The organism is Bacteroidia bacterium (genome assembly GCA_016218155.1).
Classification (GTDB): Bacteria; Bacteroidota; Bacteroidia; order Bacteroidales; family GWA2-32-17; genus GWA2-32-17.
The window spans coordinates 1-26789 of sequence record JACREQ010000108.1 but is presented as its reverse complement, the minus strand read 5'-3'; the positions used below and the strand labels follow the sequence as shown (position 1 = coordinate 26789).

At 31.8% G+C, this 26789-nt stretch carries 21 protein-coding genes; 11 read left to right on the top strand and 10 right to left on the bottom strand.

Annotated elements, in window-relative coordinates; translation table 11 throughout:
• Positions 1-4: 4 nt before the first annotated feature.
• The 4 genes from coaBC to HY951_18225 all read right to left on the bottom strand — a co-directional run bounded on the left by coaBC (position 5) and on the right by HY951_18225 (position 4689).
• Positions 5-1207 (bottom strand): bifunctional phosphopantothenoylcysteine decarboxylase/phosphopantothenate--cysteine ligase CoaBC, encoded by a 1203-nt coding sequence (coaBC, locus tag HY951_18240; GenBank protein ID MBI5542002.1) that lies wholly within the window; start codon positions 1205-1207, stop codon positions 5-7.
• Positions 1207-1548 carry a DNA-directed RNA polymerase subunit omega gene (locus tag HY951_18235; protein ID MBI5542001.1) on the bottom strand — a complete coding sequence of 114 codons (342 nt, stop codon included), beginning with the start codon at positions 1546-1548 and terminating at the stop codon, positions 1207-1209. The genes coaBC and HY951_18235 overlap by 1 nt, the downstream gene beginning before the upstream one ends.
• A gap of 11 nt (positions 1549-1559) precedes the next feature.
• Positions 1560-2357, bottom strand: coding sequence for an outer membrane protein assembly factor BamD (gene bamD, locus HY951_18230; protein MBI5542000.1), 798 nt, complete (start codon positions 2355-2357; stop codon positions 1560-1562).
• 109 nt (positions 2358-2466) lie between these two features.
• Entirely contained in the window at positions 2467-4689 is a 2223-nt protein-coding gene (locus HY951_18225) for a T9SS type A sorting domain-containing protein (protein ID MBI5541999.1), read from the bottom strand.
• A gap of 159 nt (positions 4690-4848) precedes the next feature.
• Here HY951_18225 and HY951_18220 point away from each other — a divergent pair, with 159 nt between their 5' ends.
• Entirely contained in the window at positions 4849-5769 is a 921-nt protein-coding gene (locus tag HY951_18220) for a nucleoside recognition domain-containing protein (GenBank protein MBI5541998.1), read from the top strand.
• Between the two features lie 186 nt (positions 5770-5955).
• On the opposite strand, the gene HY951_18215 is transcribed toward HY951_18220, so the two are convergent.
• The 3 genes from HY951_18215 to HY951_18205 are packed head-to-tail and all read right to left on the bottom strand — an operon-like array spanning position 5956 to position 8497.
• The gene (locus HY951_18215; protein MBI5541997.1) at positions 5956-6693 is read right to left on the bottom strand and encodes a dienelactone hydrolase family protein; all 738 of its coding nucleotides are present in this window, start codon (positions 6691-6693) and stop codon (positions 5956-5958) included.
• Positions 6694-6705: 12 nt separating this feature from the next.
• Positions 6706-6945, bottom strand: coding sequence for an ATP synthase F1 subunit epsilon (gene atpC / locus HY951_18210; GenBank protein MBI5541996.1), 240 nt, complete (start codon positions 6943-6945; stop codon positions 6706-6708).
• Positions 6946-6979: 34 nt separating this feature from the next.
• Entirely contained in the window at positions 6980-8497 is a 1518-nt protein-coding gene (locus tag HY951_18205; GenBank protein MBI5541995.1) for a F0F1 ATP synthase subunit beta, read from the bottom strand.
• Between the two features lie 214 nt (positions 8498-8711).
• Between HY951_18205 and HY951_18200 the strand changes: the two genes are divergently transcribed.
• Positions 8712-10583, top strand: coding sequence for a polysaccharide biosynthesis protein (locus tag HY951_18200; protein ID MBI5541994.1), 1872 nt, complete (start codon positions 8712-8714; stop codon positions 10581-10583).
• A gap of 191 nt (positions 10584-10774) precedes the next feature.
• Here the strand turns inward: HY951_18200 and HY951_18195 are convergent, their stop codons facing one another.
• Positions 10775-11188 carry a hypothetical protein gene (locus tag HY951_18195; GenBank protein MBI5541993.1) on the bottom strand — a complete coding sequence of 138 codons (414 nt, stop codon included), beginning with the start codon at positions 11186-11188 and terminating at the stop codon, positions 10775-10777.
• A 161-nt stretch (positions 11189-11349) separates the two neighbouring features.
• On the opposite strand from HY951_18195, the gene HY951_18190 reads away from it, so the two are divergent.
• Positions 11350-13074, top strand: a complete 1725-nt coding sequence (locus tag HY951_18190) for a T9SS type A sorting domain-containing protein (GenBank protein ID MBI5541992.1) — start codon at positions 11350-11352, stop codon at positions 13072-13074.
• A 350-nt stretch (positions 13075-13424) separates the two neighbouring features.
• Here HY951_18190 and HY951_18185 read toward each other — a convergent pair whose 3' ends face one another.
• Positions 13425-13826 carry a hypothetical protein gene (locus tag HY951_18185; protein ID MBI5541991.1) on the bottom strand — a complete coding sequence of 134 codons (402 nt, stop codon included), beginning with the start codon at positions 13824-13826 and terminating at the stop codon, positions 13425-13427.
• Positions 13827-14034: 208 nt separating this feature from the next.
• Between HY951_18185 and HY951_18180 the strand changes: the two genes are divergently transcribed.
• The 5 genes from HY951_18180 to HY951_18160 all read left to right on the top strand — a co-directional run bounded on the left by HY951_18180 (position 14035) and on the right by HY951_18160 (position 22024).
• Complete coding sequence (locus tag HY951_18180) at positions 14035-15102, top strand: tyrosine-type recombinase/integrase (GenBank protein MBI5541990.1); 1068 nt, start codon at positions 14035-14037, stop codon at positions 15100-15102.
• A gap of 1007 nt (positions 15103-16109) precedes the next feature.
• Positions 16110-17879, top strand: a complete 1770-nt coding sequence (locus tag HY951_18175) for a hypothetical protein (protein ID MBI5541989.1) — start codon at positions 16110-16112, stop codon at positions 17877-17879.
• A 6-nt stretch (positions 17880-17885) separates the two neighbouring features.
• On the top strand, positions 17886-18350 hold the full coding sequence (locus HY951_18170; protein MBI5541988.1) for a hypothetical protein: 465 nt from the start codon (positions 17886-17888) through the stop codon (positions 18348-18350).
• Positions 18351-18352: 2 nt separating this feature from the next.
• Positions 18353-20710, top strand: coding sequence for a T9SS type A sorting domain-containing protein (locus HY951_18165; GenBank protein MBI5541987.1), 2358 nt, complete (start codon positions 18353-18355; stop codon positions 20708-20710).
• 75 nt (positions 20711-20785) lie between these two features.
• Positions 20786-22024: a T9SS type A sorting domain-containing protein gene (locus HY951_18160; protein MBI5541986.1), complete on the top strand. Its 1239-nt coding sequence runs from the start codon at positions 20786-20788 to the stop codon at positions 22022-22024.
• A gap of 350 nt (positions 22025-22374) precedes the next feature.
• On the opposite strand, the gene HY951_18155 is transcribed toward HY951_18160, so the two are convergent.
• Positions 22375-22794 (bottom strand): hypothetical protein, encoded by a 420-nt coding sequence (locus HY951_18155; GenBank protein ID MBI5541985.1) that lies wholly within the window; start codon positions 22792-22794, stop codon positions 22375-22377.
• Positions 22795-23160: 366 nt separating this feature from the next.
• On the opposite strand from HY951_18155, the gene HY951_18150 reads away from it, so the two are divergent.
• The 3 genes from HY951_18150 (at position 23161) to ltrA (ending at position 26177) form a co-directional block, all read left to right on the top strand.
• Complete coding sequence (locus HY951_18150; GenBank protein ID MBI5541984.1) at positions 23161-23952, top strand: hypothetical protein; 792 nt, start codon at positions 23161-23163, stop codon at positions 23950-23952.
• 54 nt (positions 23953-24006) lie between these two features.
• Positions 24007-24240 (top strand): hypothetical protein, encoded by a 234-nt coding sequence (locus HY951_18145; GenBank protein MBI5541983.1) that lies wholly within the window; start codon positions 24007-24009, stop codon positions 24238-24240.
• Positions 24241-24938: 698 nt separating this feature from the next.
• Positions 24939-26177, top strand: a complete 1239-nt coding sequence (gene ltrA, locus HY951_18140) for a group II intron reverse transcriptase/maturase (GenBank protein ID MBI5541982.1) — start codon at positions 24939-24941, stop codon at positions 26175-26177.
• Positions 26178-26789: the final 612 nt, after the last annotated feature.

The window sequence follows — 26789 nt, the reverse complement described above, 5'->3', positions numbered from 1 at the left end:
AATATTAAGACAGTAGTTTATATAACTCATTTACAATATCCTCTGCAACTTTTGATTTATGCTTTAACTCAAAATTACGAATATTATTGCTATTGTCAATAAATGTTACTTTGTTTGTTTCTGTTCCAAAACCTGCATCTTTATCTTTCAGCGAATTAAGCACAATAAGATCTAAGTTTTTATTTTTCAGCTTTGCTTTGGCATTTTCTATTTCATTATCAGTTTCTAATGCAAAGCCTATAATTCTTTGATTAACAGTCTTTATTTTACCAAGGTGAGCTGCAATGTCTTTAGTAGATTCCAGTTGAATTGTAGTTAAATTCTGAGCATGTTTGATTTTAGTAACAGACACATTTGCAGGAGTATAATCAGCAACTGCAGCTGAAAGTATAGCCGCATCTGACTTTGGAAACCATTCGTTTGCAGCTTCAAACATCTCATTTGCAGATATAACGCTAACTATTTTTATTTGTTTGTTTATTTTATTTATTGAGACAGGGCCTGAAATTAAAATAACTTCTGCTCCTTCTTCTTGCAAACAATTTGCAATAGCATATCCCATTTTTCCTGTAGAATGGTTGCTTATAAATCGCACTGGATCAATTGCTTCTACGGTTGGTCCGGCAGTTACAATTATTCGTTTGCCTTTAAGTTTTTTTTTTGAGTCGAAGAATTTTACAATTTCTGAAACAATTTTTTCAGGTTCTTCCATTCTTCCTTTTCCATCTAAACCACTTGCAAGTTCACCTGTAGCCGGTTCAATAATTTTATTACCAAAAGATTTTAGAATCTCTATATTCTTTTGGGTTGCAGGATGTGCAAACATGTCTAAATCCATTGCAGGTGCAACTATTACAGGACATTTTGCAGATAAATAAGTTGTGAGTAAAAGATTATCGCAAACGCCATGAGCCATTTTTGCTATAGTATTTGCTGATGCTGGGGCAACAATAAATAAATCGGCCCATATTCCTAAGTCAACATGACTATTCCAGTCGCCACTATGTTGCTGAAAAAAATCACACAACACGGAATTTTTTGATAATGCTGAAAGTGTAACTGGTGTTATAAATTCTTTAGCGGTTGGGGTAATAACAATTTTTACTTCGGCACCTTCTTTAATAAGCAATCTGGTAATAGTTGCTGCTTTATAAGCGGCAATACTTCCAGTGATACCTAGAATAATATGTTTCCCCTGAAGAAACATTATAGAATATCAGGTTGTTTTTCTTCTTTTTCAGGAGTGCGGAAATATAATTTTCCTTCAATAAATTCCTGTAATGCAATTGAAGAAGGTTTTGGAAGTTTTTCGTAGAAACGTGAAATTTCAATTTGTTCACGATTTTCAAATATCTCTTCCAAATTATCTGTAAATGAAGCAAATTCTTCTAATTTACGACTTAATTCATCTTTAACTTCTAATGAAATTTGGTTTGAACGTTTAGCTATAACCATTACTGACTGGTATATATTTCCCGTTTCTATTTCGAGTTTGTTTAAGTCGCGTGTAATTGTTGAAACTGATGCGTTAATTTTTTTATGATCCATATTATTGAAATTTAGTTTTTTAAATTTTTGGTTGCGTCGTTAAAAATTTTCTCTGCGTCTTTAAGATATTTAGTCTGAGGGAATTCAGCGATTAAGGTATAATATTCATCAACAGTATCCTGATAACGGGTTGATTTTTTTGAAATGATACTATTCTCGGCTAGCAAATAGGTTGATTTTAATGTTAAAAATAAAATTTCTTCTCTGAAAGGACTATCTGGAAAATCAATCAAACCAGCCTTAAATGCTATAACTGCAGCCCTAAAATCTCCAATGTCAAAATAAAGTCTTGCAGCTTTGTAAGATTTAATTTCAAGTTTATTTCTTAATGCATCAACAATTTTATTACACTCTGCAACTCTTGTGCTTTTAGGATATTTATTTAAAAACATCTGCATTTCTTCAATTGCTTTGTATGTATATGCTTGATCAAGACTTGCTTCAGGTGAATTCAAATAACTGCAATATGCTGACATATAATCACATTCTTCGCGATGAATGCTTAAAGGGTATCTTTCAGCAAAATTTTTGAAATAATATCCAGCTAAAATGTGATCTCCTTGATTGTAATAGCAATATGACATGTAAAACTGAATTTTTTCCGCTTTATCGGAACCTTTGTACATGTTTTCTAATTCTTCAAATAAACCGATTGCACGGTAATAGTCCTTTTTTTCGTAATATTCAACGCCTTTTTCATATTTTAAAGCGTAGTCAGAACTTTTAAGGTATTTCTGATACTTACTGCACGATCCAAAGATAATTGATAATGAGATCAGTGCGACTATATATAGCTTTTTTGAAAACATTTTGCGAAGGTAATGATTTTAAATGAAATTCTATAACGAATACGCTATTCTATTATTGCAATTAAAGGTTTTTTAAGAAAAAAAACTGATTATTATTATTTAATAAAGATTATTCAATTGAAATTTTCTGATGAAAATTTAATGAATTTTCGTCTTGAATTTTCAAAATATATAACCCTTTACTCAAATTGGAAACATTAAAAGAAAATGAATTTTTATTTTTTGAGTTAGCTGTTTCAGAAAAAATAAGTTTACCTGATATTTCAAATAAATTAATTTCAAGATCAGTTTTTAAATTCTCTGGAAAATTTAATGTAAAAAAATTAGTGCATGGATTTGGATAAATATTAATATTGTAATTTGTTTGCAATTCACTGTTATTTGTGATAACAGAACTTAAACCAAATCGTTTTACAAATTCCTGATAATATAAATTTGCAATTGTTGCATTATGTACAACAAGTGTATTCTCATCATTTATAGTTTCTGCAGATAAACTCCAGTTGTGTGAACCGGTTAAAACAAGGGGGTCGGAGGTAGTGTAATTCGGATCTGAAATTAGTAATTTATGATGTAAAATTCCGCCTTCTATATATTCTTTAAAATTATTTCCTAATGCAAGTGAAAGTATAGAGACTACTGCAGGTGTGCAATTGCCCGGACTATTTACCATCGCTTTTGTAACAACACCAGAACCTGCTTTATTACTTATGGCATCAGCAAGGTTTGTTTTAGTAATTAAATTAGTTTCTACATATAATTCATTATCTGCTGTTTCTATTGCATCAATAATTCTTTCTGTAACACTGTCAGAAGGACTGAAATACAGCTCAACTCTGTTACCGCCAATAATAAATTCATGTGGAGTATTATTAGTTTTATAGCTTCCGAATTTTGCATTTGAAGCATTAGGCAATAAACCCGAATTTCCATACATTTCTTCAAATTCAATTTTGTATGCTTTTGCAAGACTCTGATCGTGAATTATTATAACATTATTCGCATCAGTGTTATTAATCTGCAAATCTGTCCAGTTTGTTGAGCCTGTCCATACAATAGCATCTTCAGGATCTGGTGAATCTGTATCTATTAATACAAATTTATTATGCATTATTCCACTTGAACTTCCATTTGAAATTTGTCCGATTGATGCATCTAATCCAGTAAGTCCGGTATTTGATGCAGCTCCGTCATGCACAATTCTTACTGCAACGCCTCTGCTTTTTGCACTGTTAATAGCTCCTGTAATATTTGCAAGATTTGTTGTGCTAAAATTATAAATTGCAATATCCAGAGTATATTTTGAGCGGTTTATATAATTTATTAAAGTATCATCAATTAAACTGTTTAGTGTAATTGCATTTGTGCCTGTTGAAACAGTATTATCAACACTTCTGGTAAAGTAAACTTTTATATTTCCTGAGGAATTTGATTGTGTTACGAATGTTTGAACAGAGGCTTTTGCTGTATCGTTATTGTGAACCGAGAATGCCTTTATATAAAATATTTCTGCAGCATTGGCTCCGGTTAAATTAATTGTGTGATTTGTTGTATTTGTTGTTCCGTTTAAAATTCCCAGTTCTAGATTTGTTGTATTGCCGTATTGAATTTGAGAAGTACCTGTAATATTAGTAGTCCAGTTTAAAGTAAAACCATTAGTTGATATATTACTTATTGTAATTGGCGATGTAATAATTATTGACGAATCAGGAACAATGTCAATTCCATTTCTTATAAGTAATTGATACCCGCCATAACCTGTGAATGAATATTGTGAAACTATTCCCGAAATATTTACTGCTCCGGTAGGAATAGCCTGACCTACCAACGGACAGGTGGTCACAATTCTTAGTTGTCCGGTTTCTCCATTTGAATTAAAAGTATAATTTGTATTTGCTGTAAAGTTCCCGGTTCCCTGAATTGTACAATGATTAATCTGAACTAATTCGCTTTCTGTACTTTCGTTCATTCCTGCTGGTGTTATGTTTTGAATAGCTGGTAAGGGCTGTGAGCTGGAAATTAATGTAGCTGTTGTTATCGGATCAATCTCTAATAATGAGTTGTAGTTTTTTAAAATACCTGTTACTGTAATTTTATCTCCCTTAATGGCAGAACTAAGAACTGCATTAGCAGAAGATGCGTTGTAAATTGCAATTCCTGCTGTTGTATCCTGAATGTATCTTGTGTTACCAAGTTCAGATCCGTTCAAAACTATTCCGGTTACTGTAACTGATGTGCCTACTGTAATTGCTCTGGCAGCAGCAATATTGGCTTGTGATTTTGTTAAAATGGGGAATAAGATAATTAAAGAAAGTAGAAAATAATATTTCATAATTAAATTGTTAATTTAAATACAAAAGTAGTTTATAAAATTGAGACTGAGCTTTGTTTTAGTAATTACTATTTTATGTTTTAGTTAATAGTTAGAAAAAAAATATACTGCTTTAATAAGTTCTCGATAATTAAATATAATTTCGAAAACTTTTTCAAAATGAAAGAAATATTTATAACTACCGGAAAGTTATCGCTTAAGATATCGTGGATGCTGGTGAAGATATATGTGCCATTTTCACTTTTAGCTGCTTTATTAAAGTTTTCTGGTTTTTTTGTTTGGGTAAGTCCAATTTTAAGCCCATTTATGAAATTATTAGGATTACCGGGAGAAGCTGCAGTAACACTGATGGCTGGTTTCTTCGGTAATGTTTATGCTGGTATTGCGACTATTCCTGCATTAGATTTAACATTTAAACAGGTTACAATTCTTGGAATTATACTTGGTTTTTCGCATAATCTTTTAGTAGAAAGTGGTATACTTATTAAACTGAAATTTGCAAACGCAAGATTTTCTTTATTCAGAGTTGTTTTTGGCTTATTAGCAGGGATGTTAATGAATTTAATTTTACCTGATGAAATGAAAGGTGCAGTTCTTAATCCATATATGAACCCTGAAACTTTTAGTTGGGTAAATACAATAAAAGCTATGGTTGTTACTTGTTTTCAGGTTTTAGTTTTAATCTTTGTTATGAATTTTTTATATGAGCTTTTAAAAAAGTGGAAATTCAGTCAGGTAATAAAAAATAAATTACAAGGATTTTCATCGCTAATTGGTTTATCACCTAGTGCACTTATTCCCTGGTTGGCTGGTTTTTTATTAGGTATTGTTTATGGTGCAGGAATATTATTTCAGTTTTCTGAAAAGAAAGCATTAAGCCACAAAGATGCCTGCCTTGTTACGGTATTTATGGTATTAGCACATGCAATAATTGAAGACACACTAGTGTTTGTTGTGTTGGGTGCAAGTTTCTGGTGGATATTTTTAACCCGGGTTATTTTAGCTTTTTTAGTAATGAAGCTACTATCAATTAAAAATGTATATAAGAAATTTTTGTGGATAGGGTTGGCAAAGAGTTGAAAAATTTGTTGTTATAGTTCATTGTTCTATAAGAAACGTACAACATAGAACAATTAACAATTAACGTACAACGTAGAATGTATAACAATTAACGTACAACAATTAATAATGAACGTACAACGTACAACGTAGAACGTACAACGTAGAACGTACAACAATTCAAAATGCTTAAATGAGTAGTGTATCCTACTTAATGTTATCTAACTTTTTGAAATAAAGTAAAAGTGCCAACCAATATTCTTTACTTGTTGGACAATCCTGCCAAAGGCTTTTTGACCCATGTTCTCCAAGTCCATCCTGAGGCTTGAAAATAGTTTTTAAGTCAGATGCTGGTATGTTTGTAAGTAATTCATTCATATAAGCGTATTCGCGTTGTGAGCAAGCAACAAAAACCGGTTTGTCAAAGCCTTTTAGTTGATCTTTCATTACCATATCAGGTTGAAAATATTCACCGGGACTGAATGCAACAACAGCCTTTACTTTTGAATTGCCATTTGCAATTTTTAATGCCAAAGATGCGGAATATGAACTACCTAAAAGTACAACTTGCTTCTTGCTTTTTTCATATGCATAGTCTATTGCAGCAAGCATGTCTTTTTCAGCATCGAGGTAAGTTGTTGACATACCTTTTGATTTAGCAAGATTTGCAGTTTCGTTTTGAACAAAATTAACTCCTCCGCCTGAACGTAAATCAACTGCCAGGCAGTTATATCCTAATTTTAATAGTTTTATTGCAGAAGCTTTATATTCTCCTTTACTATACCCTGCCTGATGAAAAAGAATTAGATAAGGTGAACTTTCGTCAACTTCGTAAAGATTTGCCGATACAGTAAGTCCGTCAGATGCTTCGAAAGTTACCAACTCTTGTGAGTGCAAAGAGATTATTCCTAAGAATAACATTAGGGTAGTAAGTAAGTGTTTCATAAAAAGAGTGTTTTAAGCTTCAGCTAAAACTGTTATTTTGTTGGATGACATTTCAACCATTCCTCCTAAAATATCGAAAAAAACTTTGTTGCCATTAGTTTCAACAACTTTGATTTTTCCTTCGGATAATGTAGAAATCAATGGAGCGTGGTTATTCATTATTTCAAAAGAGCCATCTGCACCGGGAAGCTGTAATAATTTAGCTTCTCCGGTAAAAAGGCTTTTTTCTGGTGTTAAAATTTCAACTATCATAATTAACAATTTTATAAATTTCTATTGTCAATTATTATGCCTTAGCTTCAGCAAGCATACGTTCACCATTTGCAATAGCATCTTCAATTGTTCCACAAAGGTTAAATGCTGCTTCTGGATATTGGTCTACTTCACCGTTAATAATCATATTAAATCCACGAATTGTATCTTCAATAGAAACCATTACACCCTGACGGCCAGTAAATTGTTCGGCAACGTGGAAAGGTTGTGATAAGAAACGCTGAACACGACGTGCGCGGTGAACAACTTGTTTATCTTCTTCAGAAAGTTCGTCGATACCAAGAATTGCGATAATATCCTGTAATTCTTTATAACGTTGTAATATTTCTTTAACTCTTTGAGCACAATCATAATGTTCGTGTCCGATAATTTCGGGAGTAAGAATTCTGGAGGTTGAATCCAATGGGTCAACAGCAGGATAAATTCCAAGCTCAGAAATTTTACGTGAAAGAACAGTTGTTGCATCAAGATGCGAGAAAGTTGTAGCAGGAGCAGGGTCAGTTAAGTCATCAGCAGGTACATAAACAGCCTGAACCGAAGTAATAGAACCATTTTTTGTTGAAGTGATTCTTTCCTGCATAACACCCATTTCAGTTGCTAAAGTTGGTTGGTATCCTACAGCTGAAGGCATACGACCTAAAAGAGCAGATACTTCTGAACCAGCTTGAGTGAAACGGAAAATATTGTCAACAAAGAATAAAATATCTTTACCTTTTCCACCTTCTTCTTTATCGCCATCACGATAATATTCAGCAATTGTTAAACCTGATAAAGCAACAGTAGCACGTGCTCCCGGTGGTTCGTTCATTTGACCGAAAACCATTGTAGCTTGTGAGTTTACTAATTCGTTCTGGTCAACCAAGGATAAATCCCAGTTTCCTTCTTCCATACTTTTCTGGAATTTTTCGCCGTATTTTACAACGCCTGATTCAATCATTTCGCGAAGTAAATCGTTACCTTCTCTGGTTCTTTCACCAACTCCGGCAAATACAGATGTTCCGCTATATCCTTTTGCAATATTATTGATAAGCTCCATGATAATAACGGTTTTACCAACGCCAGCACCACCAAACAAACCAATTTTTCCACCTTTTGAATAAGGCTCTAATAAGTCGATAACTTTAATACCGGTAAAAAGAACTTCAGTTTCGGTAGAAAGCTGATCATACTTTGGAGGGTGAGCATGAATTGGATAACCTTCATCTTTTTTCATTTCAGAAAGACCATCAATAGCATCTCCGATAACATTTAATAATCTGCCTTTTATCTGTTTTCCAATTGGCATTTTAATGTTACTTCCTTTTGCAGTTACAGTCATTCCGCGACGAAGACCATCAGTAGAGTCCATAGCTATGGCTCTGATAGTGTTTTCGCCTATATGTTGCTGACACTCAATAATTAGCTTTTGACCATTATCTCTAGTTATTTCAAGCGCTTCTAAAATATTTGGAAGCACACCGCCGGTTTTTTCGAAACTTACGTCAACCACCGGACCGATAACCTGTACTATTTCACCAGTTTTCTGCGACATTAATTTTAATTTTTAATTTCAATTTTGTCACAAAGATAGAATTTTTTCCAAACCCAAAAACAAATTTTTATTGACAAGTTTTAAAGAAAAATAATTGAGTTAAAATAGTTGACGTACAGATATATATTATGTGTTTGATTAAAAGAACTTAAATAAAAAGAGTGAATTTTAAAATTGCAATTTGTACATTTGTCGTAATTCTTAATATAAATAAATGGAACTTTTAAGAAAAAACACACCTCGGTGGGTGGTCTTTTTAATTGATATTTTAATTTGTGTGTTTTCGGTTTTTCTTTCTTATTTATTAAGATTTAATTTTTCTATTCCATATCACGAATTAATACCGATGTTTTATTATGTTTTGCCGATAATTCTTGTGATAAGGGCGTTAAGTTTTTTGATAAGCAGATTATATGCAGGATTGGTAAGATATGCAAGTACAAAAGATGCAGAGAGAATATTTCTTGTTACTCTTTTTGGAAGTGTTTCTTTTGCCGGTATAGATGCTATAACATATTACACGTTTAATCATGTTTTTATTATTCCGTTCTCAATAATTATTTTAGATTTTTTGATAACAGTATTTGTTTTAACGTTTTCCAGATTGTTAGTAAAGTCGCTTTATTTTGAGTATGTTAATCCAAACAGAAAGAGGTCTGACATAATAATAATTGGAATTGATGAATTAGCTCACACTGTTAAGAGAGCTTTTGATAATGACATAGAAATTAAATACCGTGCAGTTGCCTTTATCGATCCTTCAGGTAAAAAGAGTAGAAATAAATTTGAAGGAATTGACATTTATTCTTATGATAAACTTGCTTATTTAATCGAGAAATATAATATAACCTCTGTTGTTTTTGCAACAACTTTTACATCATCGGAAATAAAAAACAACATTACTGATATTTGTTTTAGCTTAAATGTTAATATTCTTACTATTCCTGAAGCTTCAAAATGGATTAATGGTGAATTGAGTGCTAATCAGCTAAAACAAATTAAAATTGAAGATTTGTTAGAACGCGACCCTATTCAACTTGATAAAGAAAATATAAAATCGCAGATACTTGGAAAGGTTGTTATGGTAACAGGTGCAGCAGGGTCAATAGGTCGCGAAATGGTAATTCAGTTAACTAAGTTTAAACCTAAGAATATAGTTCTTTTTGATCAGGCAGAGACTCCGCTTAATGACTTATCGCTTGAATTAGAAGATTTAGGATTTACTGATTTTAAATTAATTATTGGCGACTTAACAAATGCAGGAAGGATAAACTATATAATTGAAAGGTATAAGCCAACTGTTATTTACCATGCTGGTGCATACAAGCATGTTCCAATGATGGAAAAAAATCCTGCAGAAGCTGTTTTAACCAATGTGTTAGGAACTAAAACTCTTGCATTTCTGGCACATGTGCATAAAGTTGAGAGATTTGTTATGATTTCAACTGACAAAGCTGTCAACCCTACTAATGTTATGGGTGCATCAAAAAGAGTTGCCGAAATATATACTCAATCATTATCTACAATTTCTGAAACCCGTTTTATAACAACACGCTTTGGTAATGTTTTGGGTTCAAATGGTTCGGTAATTCCGAGATTCAGAGCGCAAATTGAAAATGGTGGACCAATTACAGTTACACACCCTGAAATTACCCGTTATTTTATGACTATTCCCGAGGCCTGTCAGCTTGTTTTGGAGGCTGCAGCAATGGGCAAAGGTGGCGAGATTTTTATTTTCGATATGGGTAAATCTGTAAAAATTGTTGATCTTGCAAAAAAGATGATTCGTCTTTCGGGTTTGATTGAAGATAAAGACATTAAAATAACTTTTACAGGGTTAAGACCTGGAGAAAAAATATACGAAGAATTACTAAATGATAAAGAAAATACCGTTCCTACTTATCATCCTCAAATAATGATTGCAAAGGTTAGATCATATGATTATAATGATGTGAATAGTAAAATTGAGAAACTTCTGGAATCAATAAATACATATGATAATTACAATGTTGTTGCACAAATGAAGGAGATTGTACCGGAGTTTATAAGTGCAAATTCGGTTTACGAAAAACTGGATAAGAAGTAATAAGACACTAATTTCACGAATTTAAAACAATCAGGTCGAAAGACCTGACAGCAATACTAACCCAAATGTCATACTGAGAGTCCGTCGCGGCGAATCGAGGTGTATATTTGTCAGGAATATAGATTACCTTCGGTGAGAAAGTTCTTCACTATGTTCAGAATGACAAATAATAAAGAACTCTCGTTAAAAAACTATTTTACTGTTTTCCAGTTAAAATTTACAATTTTCCCAATTTTAAAGTTGTCTACTTTTTGTCCGTTTTTGGTAACTACACTATGTTCTTCAATAATTGTCATTGAAACCATATCAGGTTTAACAGAAGTAACTTTCATTTTACCAATATCCAGCCAACCTGTTGTTTTCATGCCAAATATTTCTTCTTCAAAATATTTTTGAAGTATTCCGGTTTGGCCAACTGTTGGAATAGTTCTCTGGTTATTAATTTTAATATTTACTGTTTTTCCTGTTTTCGATGCTATGGTACCATTTAATGTGTATTCAATTGAATCGTTATTTTTATTTACTGGTAATGTTTCCTGTGCATTTACGGATATTGTGAAATATATAAATGCAAAAAGTGTAATTACTAATATTAAATTTTTCATATAATTTGTTTTTAACAAATATACAAAAAAATGAAATCTAATGATAAAACTAATGATTTAATGATTACTAAATATTTATTTATAAAATTTGTTCTAAATTTGTTTTTTAAGGCAACTATTTTTATTTTCTGAGTTTATAGAAAAACAAACAATAAAATACTATGAAAACAATTTACAGATTATTTATCGGAATTTTTATTTTAATTCTAAATTCTAATGAAATAAAAGCCCAGATTGATTCTACAACATTTTACACCAATGAAGGATCTTTATTTTGCCAGGTTCCTGCTATTCCAACTTTTAATATTAATTATTATGGCAATTTTCAGCATATTGCTGACTTTAATGTAGATTTTGGTGACGGACAATCAGCTCAATTTAGCTCAGGTACAGGTTATTTTAACCACGTTTTTACACATTCTTATTCAACTGCAGGATCGTATCAGGCTACTTTAACAATTACAGAAAGTGGTCAAATATTTACTTGCACTATACCGATTATAATAAGCAACACATGCGGAGTTGTTAGCGGAAATATTTATAATGATTTTAATAATAACTGCACATTAGATGGTGGAGAAACAGCTTACTCTTATCAGCGCGCAGATCTTTATCAAAACAATCAATTTATTGAATATGTTTATTCTGATATATCAGGTCAATATGAATTTCCAAATGTTCCAATAGGATATAATTATACTGTTTATCCAAGAAATCAATATTCTCCTTCTATAAATCTTATCGATTTCTGTCCGCAATCAATTCAGATAAACACAATACCTTCTACGTCAAATAATTTTGGTTATTATTGTTCTCCAACCGGTTTTAACTTTGCCAGCATTATTCATCCAACAGGCTGCATTCCTGGCCAATCAAGGGTTATGGGGGTTACAACTTACAATTTCACTTGTAATTCGCCTTTAACAGCAACAGTTAAAATATTACTCGATCCGTTATTAACCTATGATAATTCGGTAACATCATCGATTCCAATAACTATTAGTGGTGATACGCTAATATATCAGGTTACCTTTAATTCAAACGCTTTTGTTTCCAATTATTTTAATGTTATAACAAGTACAACTGCTACAATTGGCGATACCGTTTGTGTAAATATTTTAACTACACCAATAATCGGAGATCTTAATCCTAATAACAATACAGGTGAATTTTGTTTTCCGGTAGTAACTTCATGGGATCCAAATGATAAAGCGGTATTCCCCAGAGGTGCAGGTGCAGCCGGAAATATATCGCCAACACAAGAACTTATTTACACAATAAATTTCCAGAATACAGGAACATATTATGCTTATAATATATATATTGACGACACACTAGATTCTGATTTGGATATTAATTCTTTAAGAATTTTATCTAGTAGTCATTATATGTACACAACATGGCCGGCTCCAAATGTTATTCGGTTTAATTTTGAAAATATTTTTCTTCCGGATAGTAGTATTGATTTAAATGGAAGTATGGGACACGTTGTTTATTCGATTGATCCAAAACCAGCATTACCTATAGGAACACAAATAACAAATAGTGCAGCAATATATTTTGATTATAATGCTCCGGTTATAACAAATTCTACATTAAATACTATTTCGATGCCAACACAGATTCAAATAACACCTGAATTACAAAGTACTTTTGATGTTTATCCAAACCCTGTTGTTAATGATGCAATAATTTTAATTAATAATACTGGAATATACTCAATAGAAGTAGTGAATATTACAGGAGAAATAATTAAAACTATATCTGATATTTCTTCAGGAGAAAGTTACATAAATCTTAAAGAATTAGGCTCAGGTATTTATCTTATCAGACTTGTTGATAACAATAATCAAACAACGGGATTAAAGAAGATTGTAGTGCAGTAACATATATTAGAAGAATAAAGAAACCGACATAAGTCGGTTTTTTTATTCTAATTAACGATTGACATGGGGAATAAAATACATGTAATTCAGATTGTTATGTTTTTTAAAAACAATTAAAATCAAAAGATAAAATAACATAATTAAAAAGCTGTTATTTAGCATGTGAAATAAAATGTCAAAATGATATAACAATTAATCTATTTTTTTGTTACAGCGATTTTTTATTATATATTTGAAGAGTGTTTGTAAAGTATTAATATTTGCCTTGTCGTCTCGTTGTTTTGCGGTTAACAGACATGGGACTGACGGGGCTGTGCCGTGATTAAAATATAGAAAATGAGTTTTGTGAGCTATAAAAATTTTCTTTTATTCATATAGTCTTGCCACATTATTAACATATATTTTCCATCTTCAAGATTACGATATCCAAATTCGTAACAGAAGTAATAAATATTTCCATTTTTTGCTTTCCAAGTTGTGGTATAATAGTCAAAATTGAATCCTTCGTTAATTAGTACTTCTTCTTTTACCTGTGATTGTCCTGATAAATTATATTGTTTCAAAACCCGGCGATTATGTTTAAGTATAGTATCAACCCTAACATAAATACTAGATTCTTTTAGTTTTGAATTTTTATAATGATATGCTGATTTACAATAAACATTACAAAATTTCTGTCCTAAACGACCTTTTAATGTTTTGCCACATTCAGCACATTTTGAAGCTACTACATTAGTTAATTTTGAATACATAAGTATATTATAAGTATATTAAACGAACAAATGTACGGTTAAATTTGCAATACACTTATCATAAAGGTTATATTTAATAGAAATTATTTTTTCTGAATATTCTATTCAAACAATAACTTATATGAAATCTAAAATTACTTTTGAACCTGGCACACATCGAAACAGGCCCGTAATATTTATTTTATTTAATTATAATAATGAATTAAATATGGCAGTTAAAACTCAAACTTTTGCAAGTTGGAGTCAAACAAATAATAAATGGTATATATACGAAAGTGAATTTAATAGAAATAAAATTTATTCAGGTTTAGGTAATCTAGCTTACTTTGATTTTTCTGCTATAGATAAAAAATCGCCAGATTTATCAATTGATACAAATGAATTTGATAAACCAAAATCTGAGAAAAAAGTTAAGCATTTTAAACCCTTTTCTGATGATTATTCAGGAAAAATATCTGAATTCAAATCATGGATGAAGCATAAACGATATAGCGAAGCAACAATAAACAATTATACTGAATGTCTTAAAGTTTTTTTATCATTTATCTGGCCAAAACCTTTAATTGAAATAAATAACAGTGACATGATTAATTTTGTTAACGAGTATATTATAAATAAAAAATTAAGTTATGCGTATCAAAATCAGGTTATTAATGGAGCTAAAATATTTTTCAAAGAAATTGTAAAATGTGAATTTGAGGTAGATAAAATAGAAAGACCAAGAACTCAGCATAAATTGCCAAATGTATTAAGTAAAGAAGAGGTATCATTAATTTTAAAATCTCATGCAAACATTAAACACAGTACAATGTTAAGTTTAATATATGCATGTGGTTTACGCAGAAGTGAGTTATTAAATTTAAAACCTTTAGATGTTAATAGTAAGCGTGGATTGTTAATGATAAGAAATGCTAAAGGGAATAAAGATAGAGTTGTTCCAATTACAATAAAAATAATTGAAATGTTAAGAGAATACTTTCGTTTATACAAACCAAAAGTTTGGCTTTTTGAAGGAAATGCTCCAGGCGAAAGGTATAGCGAACAGAGTTTACAAAGTATTTTAAAGCAAGCTTTAGAAAAAACTAAAATAACCAAGCCAGTAACTTTACATTGGTTACGTCACAGTTATGCAACGCATTTATTAGAATCGGGAACTGATTTACGCTATATTCAGGAATTGCTTGGTCATAGAAGTTCGAAAACAACCGAAATATATACACATGTAAGTTCTCATTACTTACAAAAAATCAAATCACCTTACGATGATTTGTTTTAGTTGATATATTGTAATATATTTGATAATGGCAAAATAAAAATGGATAATAAAGAACAAAATATAAAAAACAACTCGAGTAATACATATACGTCCACCATTAGCCGAATAAGTATGACGATATATAACCTATAAGGGTGTTAGCAACTATAGCAGAACGCACAAGGCATGCTTCACTTCGTAAAAAATTTCTCAGCGCAAAAAAACGGCAGTTTTTCAATGACAAATTTGTTCTTTGCACTTTTTTCGCTAATCACTCAAAAGAGCAAATCCGTTCTTTTTGACAAAGCAGGAGCAATCACAATAATTTGACCCAAATAATTGTGGCCAGACCTAAATTTTTTACCCAGCCCAAAACCGCACATTCCTCGCATGACAATCCTGAAAAGAAAATGCTGCAACAAATCAGCCGGAAACTAAGTTCGAAACATTATTACAACTTGAAACCGTTGTTCAAATCGCTTCTCTTTGACGCTGTATTGCTGAATTTGAGCAGCACTGCTACAGATTGCTAACACCACCTTAGCATAATTGCTGGTAGAATGTTAAATAAATTTGCTTTCCTTAATCAACTTTATTACATTTGGACAATGACTGCAAGAAATAACGCAACTATGCCAAGCTGCAACCGTTACCAATAATGCATAGAAAAGACAAAAAATCGTATATTTGACAGTTTTGTATATTGACTAAAATAAAAAAATAAAATGACTTTTAAGACTGCCGACACTCTAGCCCAACCTAATAATTTAAATTTTTCTGCCACCGCACTCTGCCTTATCAGGCAGTTAGGTTTTGCCCTTGCACATTTGGCACATTGCCTTTTGCCCACTACACAAGCAATTCCTTCGCAAAAGTCAAAGAGCCAAATCTTCCCCAACCATCTTCTTCAAACAATTGTTCATAACATTGTTAAAATCATGTTTATAAATAACAGCCAAAATACAATAACCTTACAATATTTACTCCGTAAAATGACTTTGATAATTTTAAACTAAATACACCTAAATATGAAAAGAAAAATAATTTCATTATTATTTGTTACAACAATGTTATTTGTAACTTTTAATTTTTCTGCCTTTTCTCAATCAGGTCAGAAATGGTCAACAGGACTTAACTCCATTTTTTCTGGCGAGGCTTTTGGCACATCGAATAACCAAGCCCTTTTAATAAAGGTAAATAATGCGCTTGCATTACAAATAAATCCAGGCGGCGGTATATTATTAAATTCATTATCTAATGTTGGTAATGGAATTGTTTCTTTTGACAATTCAGGTAAATTAATTCCAACAGCATTTCCAAATGATGCAACAAAAGTATTCTTAGGTAACGGTACATGGGGAAATGTTCCTACTCCTCAAAATTACTGGCAATTTCATGATCCAGATATTTTTACAATGACTCCCGGAAATATTGGAATAGGTACTGATCACCCATTATTTAAACTTGATATTGATGGGGATGTTAGAATTTCAGAAAATTTATATGTAGGTGGTGGAATTATTATTACCGATAAAGTTAATGCAACAAGCGAAGTTAATACAGGAAAAATATATGCTACACAGGAATTAAAATCGGCAGCACTTAAAGCCGACTCAATAATAATGGATAGTACTAAAGCCTTTTATGGTGAATCAAATTTCAAGGGCGATGTAAAGCTAAAATTCAAATTAGATGTTACAGGAGATGTGCAAGTAAATGGCAATATAAATACACCGGGAAATATTTCATCAAATTCAATTTATACCTCTAATTTGAATGTTTCCGGGCAAACTAATTTTGAAAGTTTGAATGTTAATGATAAAATAAGAACAAGTAGGATTACATCTTTAGTTGGGGATAGTTTGATACATTTTGGAGATAGTTCAATAGTGATGAATACTGCATATAATCTTCTATATACTACACAAGGAAGTAATTTATATATTCAGTGCGGTATGAATCTAGCTCAAAATGCTACTATAATTAATGCTACTAGGGGAAACGTTGGTATTGGAACATCTTTTCCTGAAAGAAAATTACATATTTCAGTCATTGATACGGTTTCTTATTCACCAACAGTAGCACCAATTCCATCTTTACTGCTTGATAATTTCAATAATGCTCAAACTAATTCACAACATTCTTCTATAGGATTTAGGGCAAAAGGGATAAGTGGAGGCAATACAGCTGTTGGATATATTACTTTAATGCAACCTGATCGCTATCAGAAAGCCGGTAATTTTACTTTTACTCTCAGAAATGCTACTAATAACTATAATGAAATAATGAGACTACAATCAGACGGTACAGTTGGCATTGGCACACTTACACCAACCTCAAAACTATATATTAAATCAGATAATATTAAAACTGGATTAATCGTTGAAACTTCATTTGATTCAACTTCACATGGTTATGGAATAATAGCAAATGTAGGCACTACAGGCGATAATACTATTGCACTTGCAGTTAAAAAAGACACAATCAATAATTTTATTGTTTATGGTAACGGACATGTTTTGGCAAGGGATGTTATTGTTAAGATGGGTCATTTAGGAGACTTTGTTTTTAATGACGATTATAACTTAATGACCATTTACGAACTCGAAAATTATATAAAACAAAATCATCATTTACCTAAAATTCCATCAGCAAAAGAAGTAAAAGAAAATGGAATGAATGTAGGCGAATTTCAAAATCTTGTTTTACAAAAAACAGAAGAACAAGCCTTGTATATTATTAGTTTGCAAAAACAGATTGATGAATTGAAGAAAGTAATCGAAGAACTTAAAAAATAAAGTTAAATGAAAAAGTTCCTGTTTATTTTAATTGTATTAACAACTATTTTATCAGGTTGCAGATACAAAGACGGTCCTATGCTCAGTTTTCGTTCAGTAGAAAAAAGATTAAATGGAGATTGGCAAGTAATTGGATTTACCTCAGATGGTATTGACTCTTTACAATATTATAATGATAGTTGTGGAGGTATAATGAAAATAACTCTTTATTACCCAGACGGAAGTCTGGATTCCGATAACAAAGTGAATTTTTATAATAGTAAAATGCCTTCGATGGGAGGTCGTTTTACTTTTTCTAATAATAAAAAGATAATGCATATTAATTTTGGAGATACATCTCTATATAAAGACATAGGCCCATTAGGAGGCGGGAGAAGCGAATGGAAAATATTGAAATTAACAGAGAGTAAATTAAAAATAACAACTGACTTTAATAGTAGAAATTATATTATTTCATTTAAAAAATATTAGTTATGAGAAAAATAATTTTCTTAATATTATTTGTTAATGTTTACATTAATTCTTTTGCTCAAAGTGGAACTGAAAACATGCTCAAATACTGGCATTATCGAAATCGTTTAAATTATTTTGTAATACCTGGCACAAGACAAGGTGAAAGTGAAATAATTTCTCAAAGGAATGATTTTACCGAAGACGTTGGTCTTCATCCTGACCCCTTTCATAAAATTAGTTCAAATGGGCAACATGGTGTTTATTTTGGCTATTATTTAAGTATGCTTGCAACTGAATATAAATTATTATCGGATAACGGGCAAACAAATGAAGCTGCAAATACTTTACATGAAATTAATTTGGCATTAAATCAATTTGCTAATTATATGGATAGATGCGAAAATTATTGGGGATATCCTGATGTTGAAGATGGTTTTTTTGTAAGTGAAAATATGCCAAGTAATCCTTGCAATTTTTTGGATACAATTGCAAGTAATGGACATACTACTAATGGTGAAAGGCATTTGGATTTATTAAATAAAAATTTAACACTTGCTAACAATGTTTGGAATAGTACTACCAATACATTTGGTTTACCCGCAGGGCATCCCGGTTATACTGATTTTATTGACTCACGTACTTGTTATGATGGAGAAACTACAAAAAAAGCAATGACTCAAGATGAAGTCATAGGAGTATTGCAGGGATTAGCTTTTGTAAGAAGGTATTGCCCTATAAATAGTTGGGAGTATTCGAAAAGTAAATCTATTGCATGTAATATAATTACTTTTGTTAGGAATGAATATGAAGATAATGGAGTTATACCAATTCGTTGGTTAATTTTTGAACCTGATGGAATTCCTGTACATAATCCGAATAACTCTTGGATATGGTGGGCATTAGGCCCGGGTGATGCAAGACGCTATGCTTTTGGTTTTATTAAGGCTGCTAATTATTTTGATAATACTTGCAATAACAATTATGCTGACCCTGAAGCTGGTTTAGATGAAGCAAATTGGGAACCAATTGGATTACACCATAGTGGTGTTGTTTGGAATAATAGTATGTCTGCTACTCTTGCTGCAATTGGAAAATCTTGGCATGTAGGTATAACTATTAATTTAGGATGTTGCTGGAACTGGTGTCCATCTTGGTTACCATGTGTTCATATTCCTGCTTATATCCCTGCAACAGGGTGGGGTATTAAAAATGTTACTTCTTATTATAATAGTGAAACATTTTATTTAATGATTTATGAAGCTTTACATAATAAAAGTACAACATATATGAGTCAATCTAAAGCATTAACACAAATAAACAGCGCACCATGTGAAGGCCCTTATAATTATGGAAATGGAAATCGTCCTACTGACGATATTTGGGGTGGATGGAGTGGCTCTTATAGATGGCGCGATATAATTACTGAACAACAAGGTTGTTGTGATCCAAATGGAAATTATAATGGTCTTGATTTTATGATATTTTATAATCTATATCAAATTATTTATGGTGGTATTTCCTACGAGAATTATAATGACAGGTATTTATTGGGAAATGTTAATACTCCTCAAAATTTAGTTGCATTTAATTCAATTACATCAACACAGATTATAGACTCTCAAACATTACCATGGGTAAACTATAAAGCAGGTGAACAAATTGAATTAAAACCCGGATTTCATGCTCAAGAAGGTTCAACTTTTCATGCTTATATTGAACCAGTTGGTTGTGGTGAAAACTTCATAACAGATACAATACCACAACCTACTACATTTGAATCAACTTCAGAAGATACCTGTATTACTGTTAATTTACCTGCAATGCCTTGCGGGTATGATACATTACATTTTAATGGTATTGACGGCGATACCCTTGACCAATATACTTATATCTGGAATTTTGGTACCAGTGCCAATCCTCAGTTTTCAAATATTAAAAATCCATCTGTATATTATGCCAACCCCGGCACTTATCAAATAATTATTTCTCTAACAGATACTGCAACACAAACAGGCTACAGGTTATGTATGAACATTGTTAAACCACCGTGTACAGATATACCTGATACCTCTGGTACACCAATTGAGAAAAGAATTAATAATAATGCTTCAAATCAGGAATTTTTTAATTCAAACGGGAATTATAAAATTAACGTATTTCCAAACCCCACATTAGGAATTCTATATGTTACTTGTTCTGATAAAAATATTTCCTTCTCCGTTGAAATTTCTGATATTTTAAAAAACAGATTGTATTTAAAAGATAATTTTTCAGGAAATACTCAGTTTGATTTATCCTCAAATCCTAAAGGAATATATTTTGTAAAAGTAATTACATCTGATGGAAATATTTTTGTTAGCAAAGTCGTAAATCAATAATATCTAATTACCGATATTAATTTATTTTGTGATATGTATAACAATGCCATATAATACCATAAACAATATACAAAAATGAAAAAAATAATCTTTTTGACAATGCTTACTTTTTTGGGAGACATTGTTAATGCACAATGGACTACACAATTTTCAGGGACTTCAACTTTTTTAACAAGTGTATTTTTCCCTTCTCCTGATACTGGATATATAACAAAAGAAAATGGCGGACTTTTAAAAACAGTAAATGGTGGTACTAATTGGTCTGTTGTTTCTCCTGTAGGAACTGCAAGTTATATTTCTTTCACATCCAATGATACTGGCTATTCAATATATGCCAATAAAATATTAAAAACAACAAATGGTGCAACTTCTTGGACAATAAAAAATACTACTGCAACATTTTATTATTTCCGTTCAATATTTTTTGCAGATAATAATACTGGATATGTTTTGGGTACTGACAGCAGCGCTAGTACTTGTTATATTTATAAAACTATAAATGCCGGTGAGAATTGGTTTTTACAATCTTCTATTTCTTTAGATATGGTTATGTCTATTCCTAATATTTTTTTTACAGATATAAATAATGGTTACCTTGTAAATTATTCTTCGAATATATACAAAACAACTGATGGTGGACTAAATTGGTCAACTCAAATCATTGATCCTACTGGATATACAGCGATTTACTCTATACATTTTCCTTCTTTTAACATTGGTTATGCAGTTGGTATGAGTTATTCAACAGGAATTGCCATTTATAAAACAACTGATGCAGGTTTGACATGGACATCACAATTGACAGATGAAACAAATCCTCTTTACTCGGTTTATTTTACAAACGACAATATTGGATATGCAGTAGGTGGTAATGGCATTAATTCTGGTACAGTAATAAAAACAATAGATGGTGGCAATATCTGGTCTTTAGCTACTATACAATCACAAACTTTCAATTCTGTATGTTTTCCTAATAATAATACAGGCTATGCCGTTGGGACTAATGGAACAATAATCAAATATTTTGATAATAGTTCAGACATTGGAAATGAAAATCCATTACCATTAAATAATTCATCTTTTATTTATCCCAATCCTACGACTGGAAAGCTAAATATTACAATTTCAAAATCTCAAATAAATGCTATAAATAATGACATAAATATTTACAATTCTCTTGGCGAGAACATTTATTCATTCAGAACTTTTATGACAAATTTCGAAATCGATTTATCAAGTCAACCTAAAGGAATATACTTTGTTAAATTTAATGATGGTAAGAAAATATATTCAGAAAAAGTATTAATAAAGTAACAAACTGACTTCTTAACACAGATTTTAGAACAGTCACTATTTTTGTAAGTAAAGTAATGAATCAATAACATTTTTATCTATTATTTATCTATTTTATATTTGATTTTTTACTTTTCGTATTTGTTAAATATTTCTTTTCTTGTAGGACAACAACAAAAACACGAACTACCAAAATTTATTAGACAATTGCAATAACAATTTGTAATAGGTTTAACAAAGTGTATTTTTCCATCAACACAGTTTACTACTTTACAGCAAAGATGTAATTCGCCATGTAAACACAATTTATTATTCTTACAATAATTTGTTTTTAATAATGTTTCTTCACTTACTTCTATTTTCATTTATTATTATTGTGTATTGTGTTTTTCTGGTAATGAATCAAAATAATTTTTATGTACTTCTTCTAAAACCTGCCTAAAATTTATATACTTAAACATTTCTATTATTATATCTTCAATTCTATTTTCTTTCTCAACATCGCCATTTAAAATTATTTTCTCATTGTTACTTGGTTTTTCAAGAAGGCTCGACAAAATATTTGTATCATACAAAACAACCCTTTCATCTATATTTAGAGATAGTTTTTTAACAAAGAAGCCAAGTAATTTTATTAGTTCTTTTTTGCGAATATTAGTTTGTATTTCGTATGTACAGCAGTTATTTTCTACTTCAAAAGATAAAATATTGGTTAGGCTGGGAAGATAATTTTCCAGTTTCCGTTTAGATGTCGGAGAATTGATTGTATGAATGAGCAGATATATATGCATAAAAAAAGACGTGGGACATAACTATATCTGTTTTCGAGGTACTGGTATACCCTTCATGCAAATAAGTTCGCCCACGCCATAGCATGAGCGTTTGACTTATTATTTATACATGAATAGAAAATTACCAGTTTTCGAAAACAAAAATAATAGTTAACGCTACAAATAATATTAAAAGAACCTAAAACACTTTATTGTTTTTTATAATACAAATTTATAACTATTAAGTAAATAAAACAATTAATTTTTTTGAAAAATTTGTGTTTTTCATGTTTTTTTATCTTAAACTCTATTTTTCACATTGTTTTCTGCAACATTATTGACTTTTTTACGTTATAAAAGTAAAATTCAATTCTAAAACTTACAATCATGTCAACAATTAATGAAATCTCAAAGCATCGCGGTTCAGAAACCAGCCACTACAACAACGTTGCAAATTTCGAAGTATTAATAGCCGAATGTATCGGTTATGGTACAACCTACAATCCAGTTAAAACAGCATTAAAAGTAGCACCAATGCAAACACTTTTAACAACAGCTAAAAATGCTAACACTACTGTCAATTCAGCAATTCCTGCTGACCGTACTGCACGAGACGCACGTGAAGAAGCTTTCGAACCCTTGAGTATCCTTATTACAAGAGTTACAAACGCTTTAAAATCTTCCGACATCTCCAAACAAATTATAGAAAGTGCAAAAACTTATACACGTAAAATTCAGGGACGTAGAGCAACACCTAAAATAAGTTCAACAGAACCTGCACAGGGCGAACCTGTTCCTGGTGCAGAAATTACCATTGAACAGGAACAGAAATATATTTCAACATCACAAATGGGCTACGATAACCGTTTAGACAATTTCGATAAACTAATTAAGTTCCTTTCATCTATTCCACAATATACCCCAAACGAAGCCGAATTAAAGGTTACAGCCCTTACAACCTTATACAACGACTTAAAAACAAAAAACACAGCCGTAATTAATGCCACAATTCCATTAACAAATGCAAAATTTTCACGTAACGCAATTCTTTACAAAGAACCCGTTGGCTTATATTACGTTGCTTCCGAAGCAAAAACTTATATTAAGTCTCTGTTCGGTGCAAATAGCCCCCAGTATAAGCTTATTTGCAGATTAAAGTTTACAAAACCAAGAAAATAATTTAAAACGGAGCAAACAAAAGTTAAAACACCCAATACAAAAGTTGATAATGCCATGACAAAAGATGTTTTAACCTTGACAAAAGTTAAAACTTGCATTACAAAAGATGTTTTTGGCATAACAAAAGATGTTTCTTCAATGACAAAAGATGTTTTTCACGTTACAATTGTTAAAACTTCAATGACAAAAGATGTTTTAGGCATAACAAAAGATGTTTCTTCAATGACAAAAGTTGTTTTTAACATAACAAAAGATGTTTCTGCTATGCAAAAAGTTGAAACTGCATAACAAAATAGAAATATTGACAGTACAAGTTGAAACAGGCTGCTAATTTGACAGGGAATCGAAAGCAACCATAATGAAATTTCCCATCACACAAGTCTAACCACAGTGTGCCACGAAGGAAAAGAGCATAAGTTCAAAGTTCTTTAACATGCTATATACAAGATGGTGGAAACGACCCACCGATAAGGGCTTACAGGAGCATTTATCAAACCGTCTTATGGTGCTTTGATTTAAGGTCAAGGTATTGAGCGATAAGAAAAAGGTTTTGCAAGACAAAATCAGGTGCGGTTAGAGGAGATGAACGCAAGTAAACCACTGAAGAAGTATCGAGACCACTTAACACGTTGTCAAAACTGTTGTGCTTGTGGTTATGACAGGATTAGCATAGCGGTTACCTGTTTTACTGGCTATGTGACAACCGATATAAAGGTGGCATGAACTCTAATCATGCTTGTATATGGAACGTGGGATAAACCGGATACCGATGTTAGTTTGCCAATTTAATGCTACCATAAGGATTCGCAGGGCAAACAAAGGGAAATGCACAAGTGTACAAGCACGAGGCAAATAGTACCGAAGCGGTAACGGAAACGGACTAAACCGTAGTAGTGAAGAGTCTTCTGTAATGGAAGAGGAGCGAAGGGTTTAGGTCATTCAAAAGTGTAAATTTAAACAACCCTGCGATGCAGGGAAAGATTGAAATGGACATGGGAAAGTCAGTACCAGTAACAGAAGAAATGGTGAAGGTAGCTTACAAGAAGGTAAGAGCGAACAAAGGTAGTGCAGGCGTAGATGAAGTAAGTATCGAAGATTTCGATAAGAATAAAGAAGGCAATCTGTACAAAATTTGGAATCGTCTATCATCTGGTAGCTATTTTCCACCACCAGTAAAAGAAGTGGAGATACCCAAAGGAGATGGAAAAGTCCGAAAATTGGGGATACCAACAGTAGGGGACAGGATAGCACAAATGGTGATAAAAGATTACCTTGAACCAAGATTAGAGAAGGAATTTAGCCCTAATTCATACGGATACCGACCATTAAAAAGCACTCATGGAGCATTAGCACAAGTGAGGCGAAATTGTTGGCTGTACAATTGGGTGATAGACCTTGACATAAAAGGGTTCTTTGATAACATAAGCCATGAGAAGTTATTATTAGCCATAGACAGACATGTAAAAGAGGCATGGTTAAAAATGTATATTAAGCGATGGCTTGAAATGCCAATAGAAAAGGCAAATGGAGAGCTGATATACAAAAATGGAAAAGGAACGCCGCAGGGCGGTGTAATCAGTCCATTGTTAGCAAATTTGTTTCTACATTATGCTTTGGATAAATGGTTAATGAAAACATGCAGAAATGTGAGATTTGTTCGTTACGCAGATGATGTAATAGTTCATTGCAAAAACAAAGAACAAGCAGAGTTGGTATTAAGTATGATAAGGACGAGATTAGAGGAATGTGAACTCGAATTGCATCCCGAAAAGACGAAAATTGTTTATTGCAAAGACCATAAGCGAACAGGAGATTATGAAAATGTCAAATTTGATTTTCTTGGATTCAGTTTTAAACCGAGACCATCAAAGACAAAAGCAGGATATTTGTTTCTTGGTTTTGATTTAGCAATAAGCACAAAGTCGAGGAAGCGAATATTAGAGGAAATAAGAAAGACGAGTATACAAAGATGGAGTACCCGCACGATAGAAGAAATAGCCAAAGAGCTAAATCCGAAAATACGAGGCTGGATAAACTACTATGGTAAATATCGTCCTTCCAAACTTGCCTCAATATTCAAGCAGTTTCACAAGAGACTAATAAAATGGATGAAAAACAAATACAAAAGTTTGCTACGTAGCACGAGAAGAGCATATTCATTGCTGAAAGAAATGCAACAAACGCAACCGTCTTTATTTGTTCATTGGGCATCAGGTTACAGGTAATGATTTGAATGACAAGAGCCGTATGAAGGGAGACTTTCACGTACGGTTCTGTGAGAGGTTTGGGGCGAAATTCCCCTTATCTACTTGACTTCCGCTTTTCCGCAATGCAGCTATGGATGTCACACTGAGCCTGTCGAAGTGCAAAAAAGCGTAAAGAGGTTATCCTTTTTGCCTGCCCTCGCTCTGTATAAACCTCACTGCAACTTGACAAAGACTAAAGAAAAAATGAAAAATCCCTTCTCACAAAAATTTAAATGCCGACACACAACCGCCCTGACTAAAAAAAGACTAAATTAGCCTCAATGGTTTTTGACACAAACTGCAAGAAATAACAATAAATGCACATATTGGTAACACCACCTACGATAACAACGAGCAGACATGGGCAACTTGACACATCTAACATTAAATAAAATTATTAGCGGTTTGACACCGACTGCAAGTAAATGCTCGTCGTTACGTAGCTTCAAACGTTAGGCAAAATAGGTAAAAAAACTGCACGACTAGTATTAGAGCATTTAAAAAGTTAAAGTTATGAATAGACAAATAATCCTCTTTTTTTTATTTGGCATTTTTATCGTGACAATTCTAAACTCATGTCAATGTTCTTGT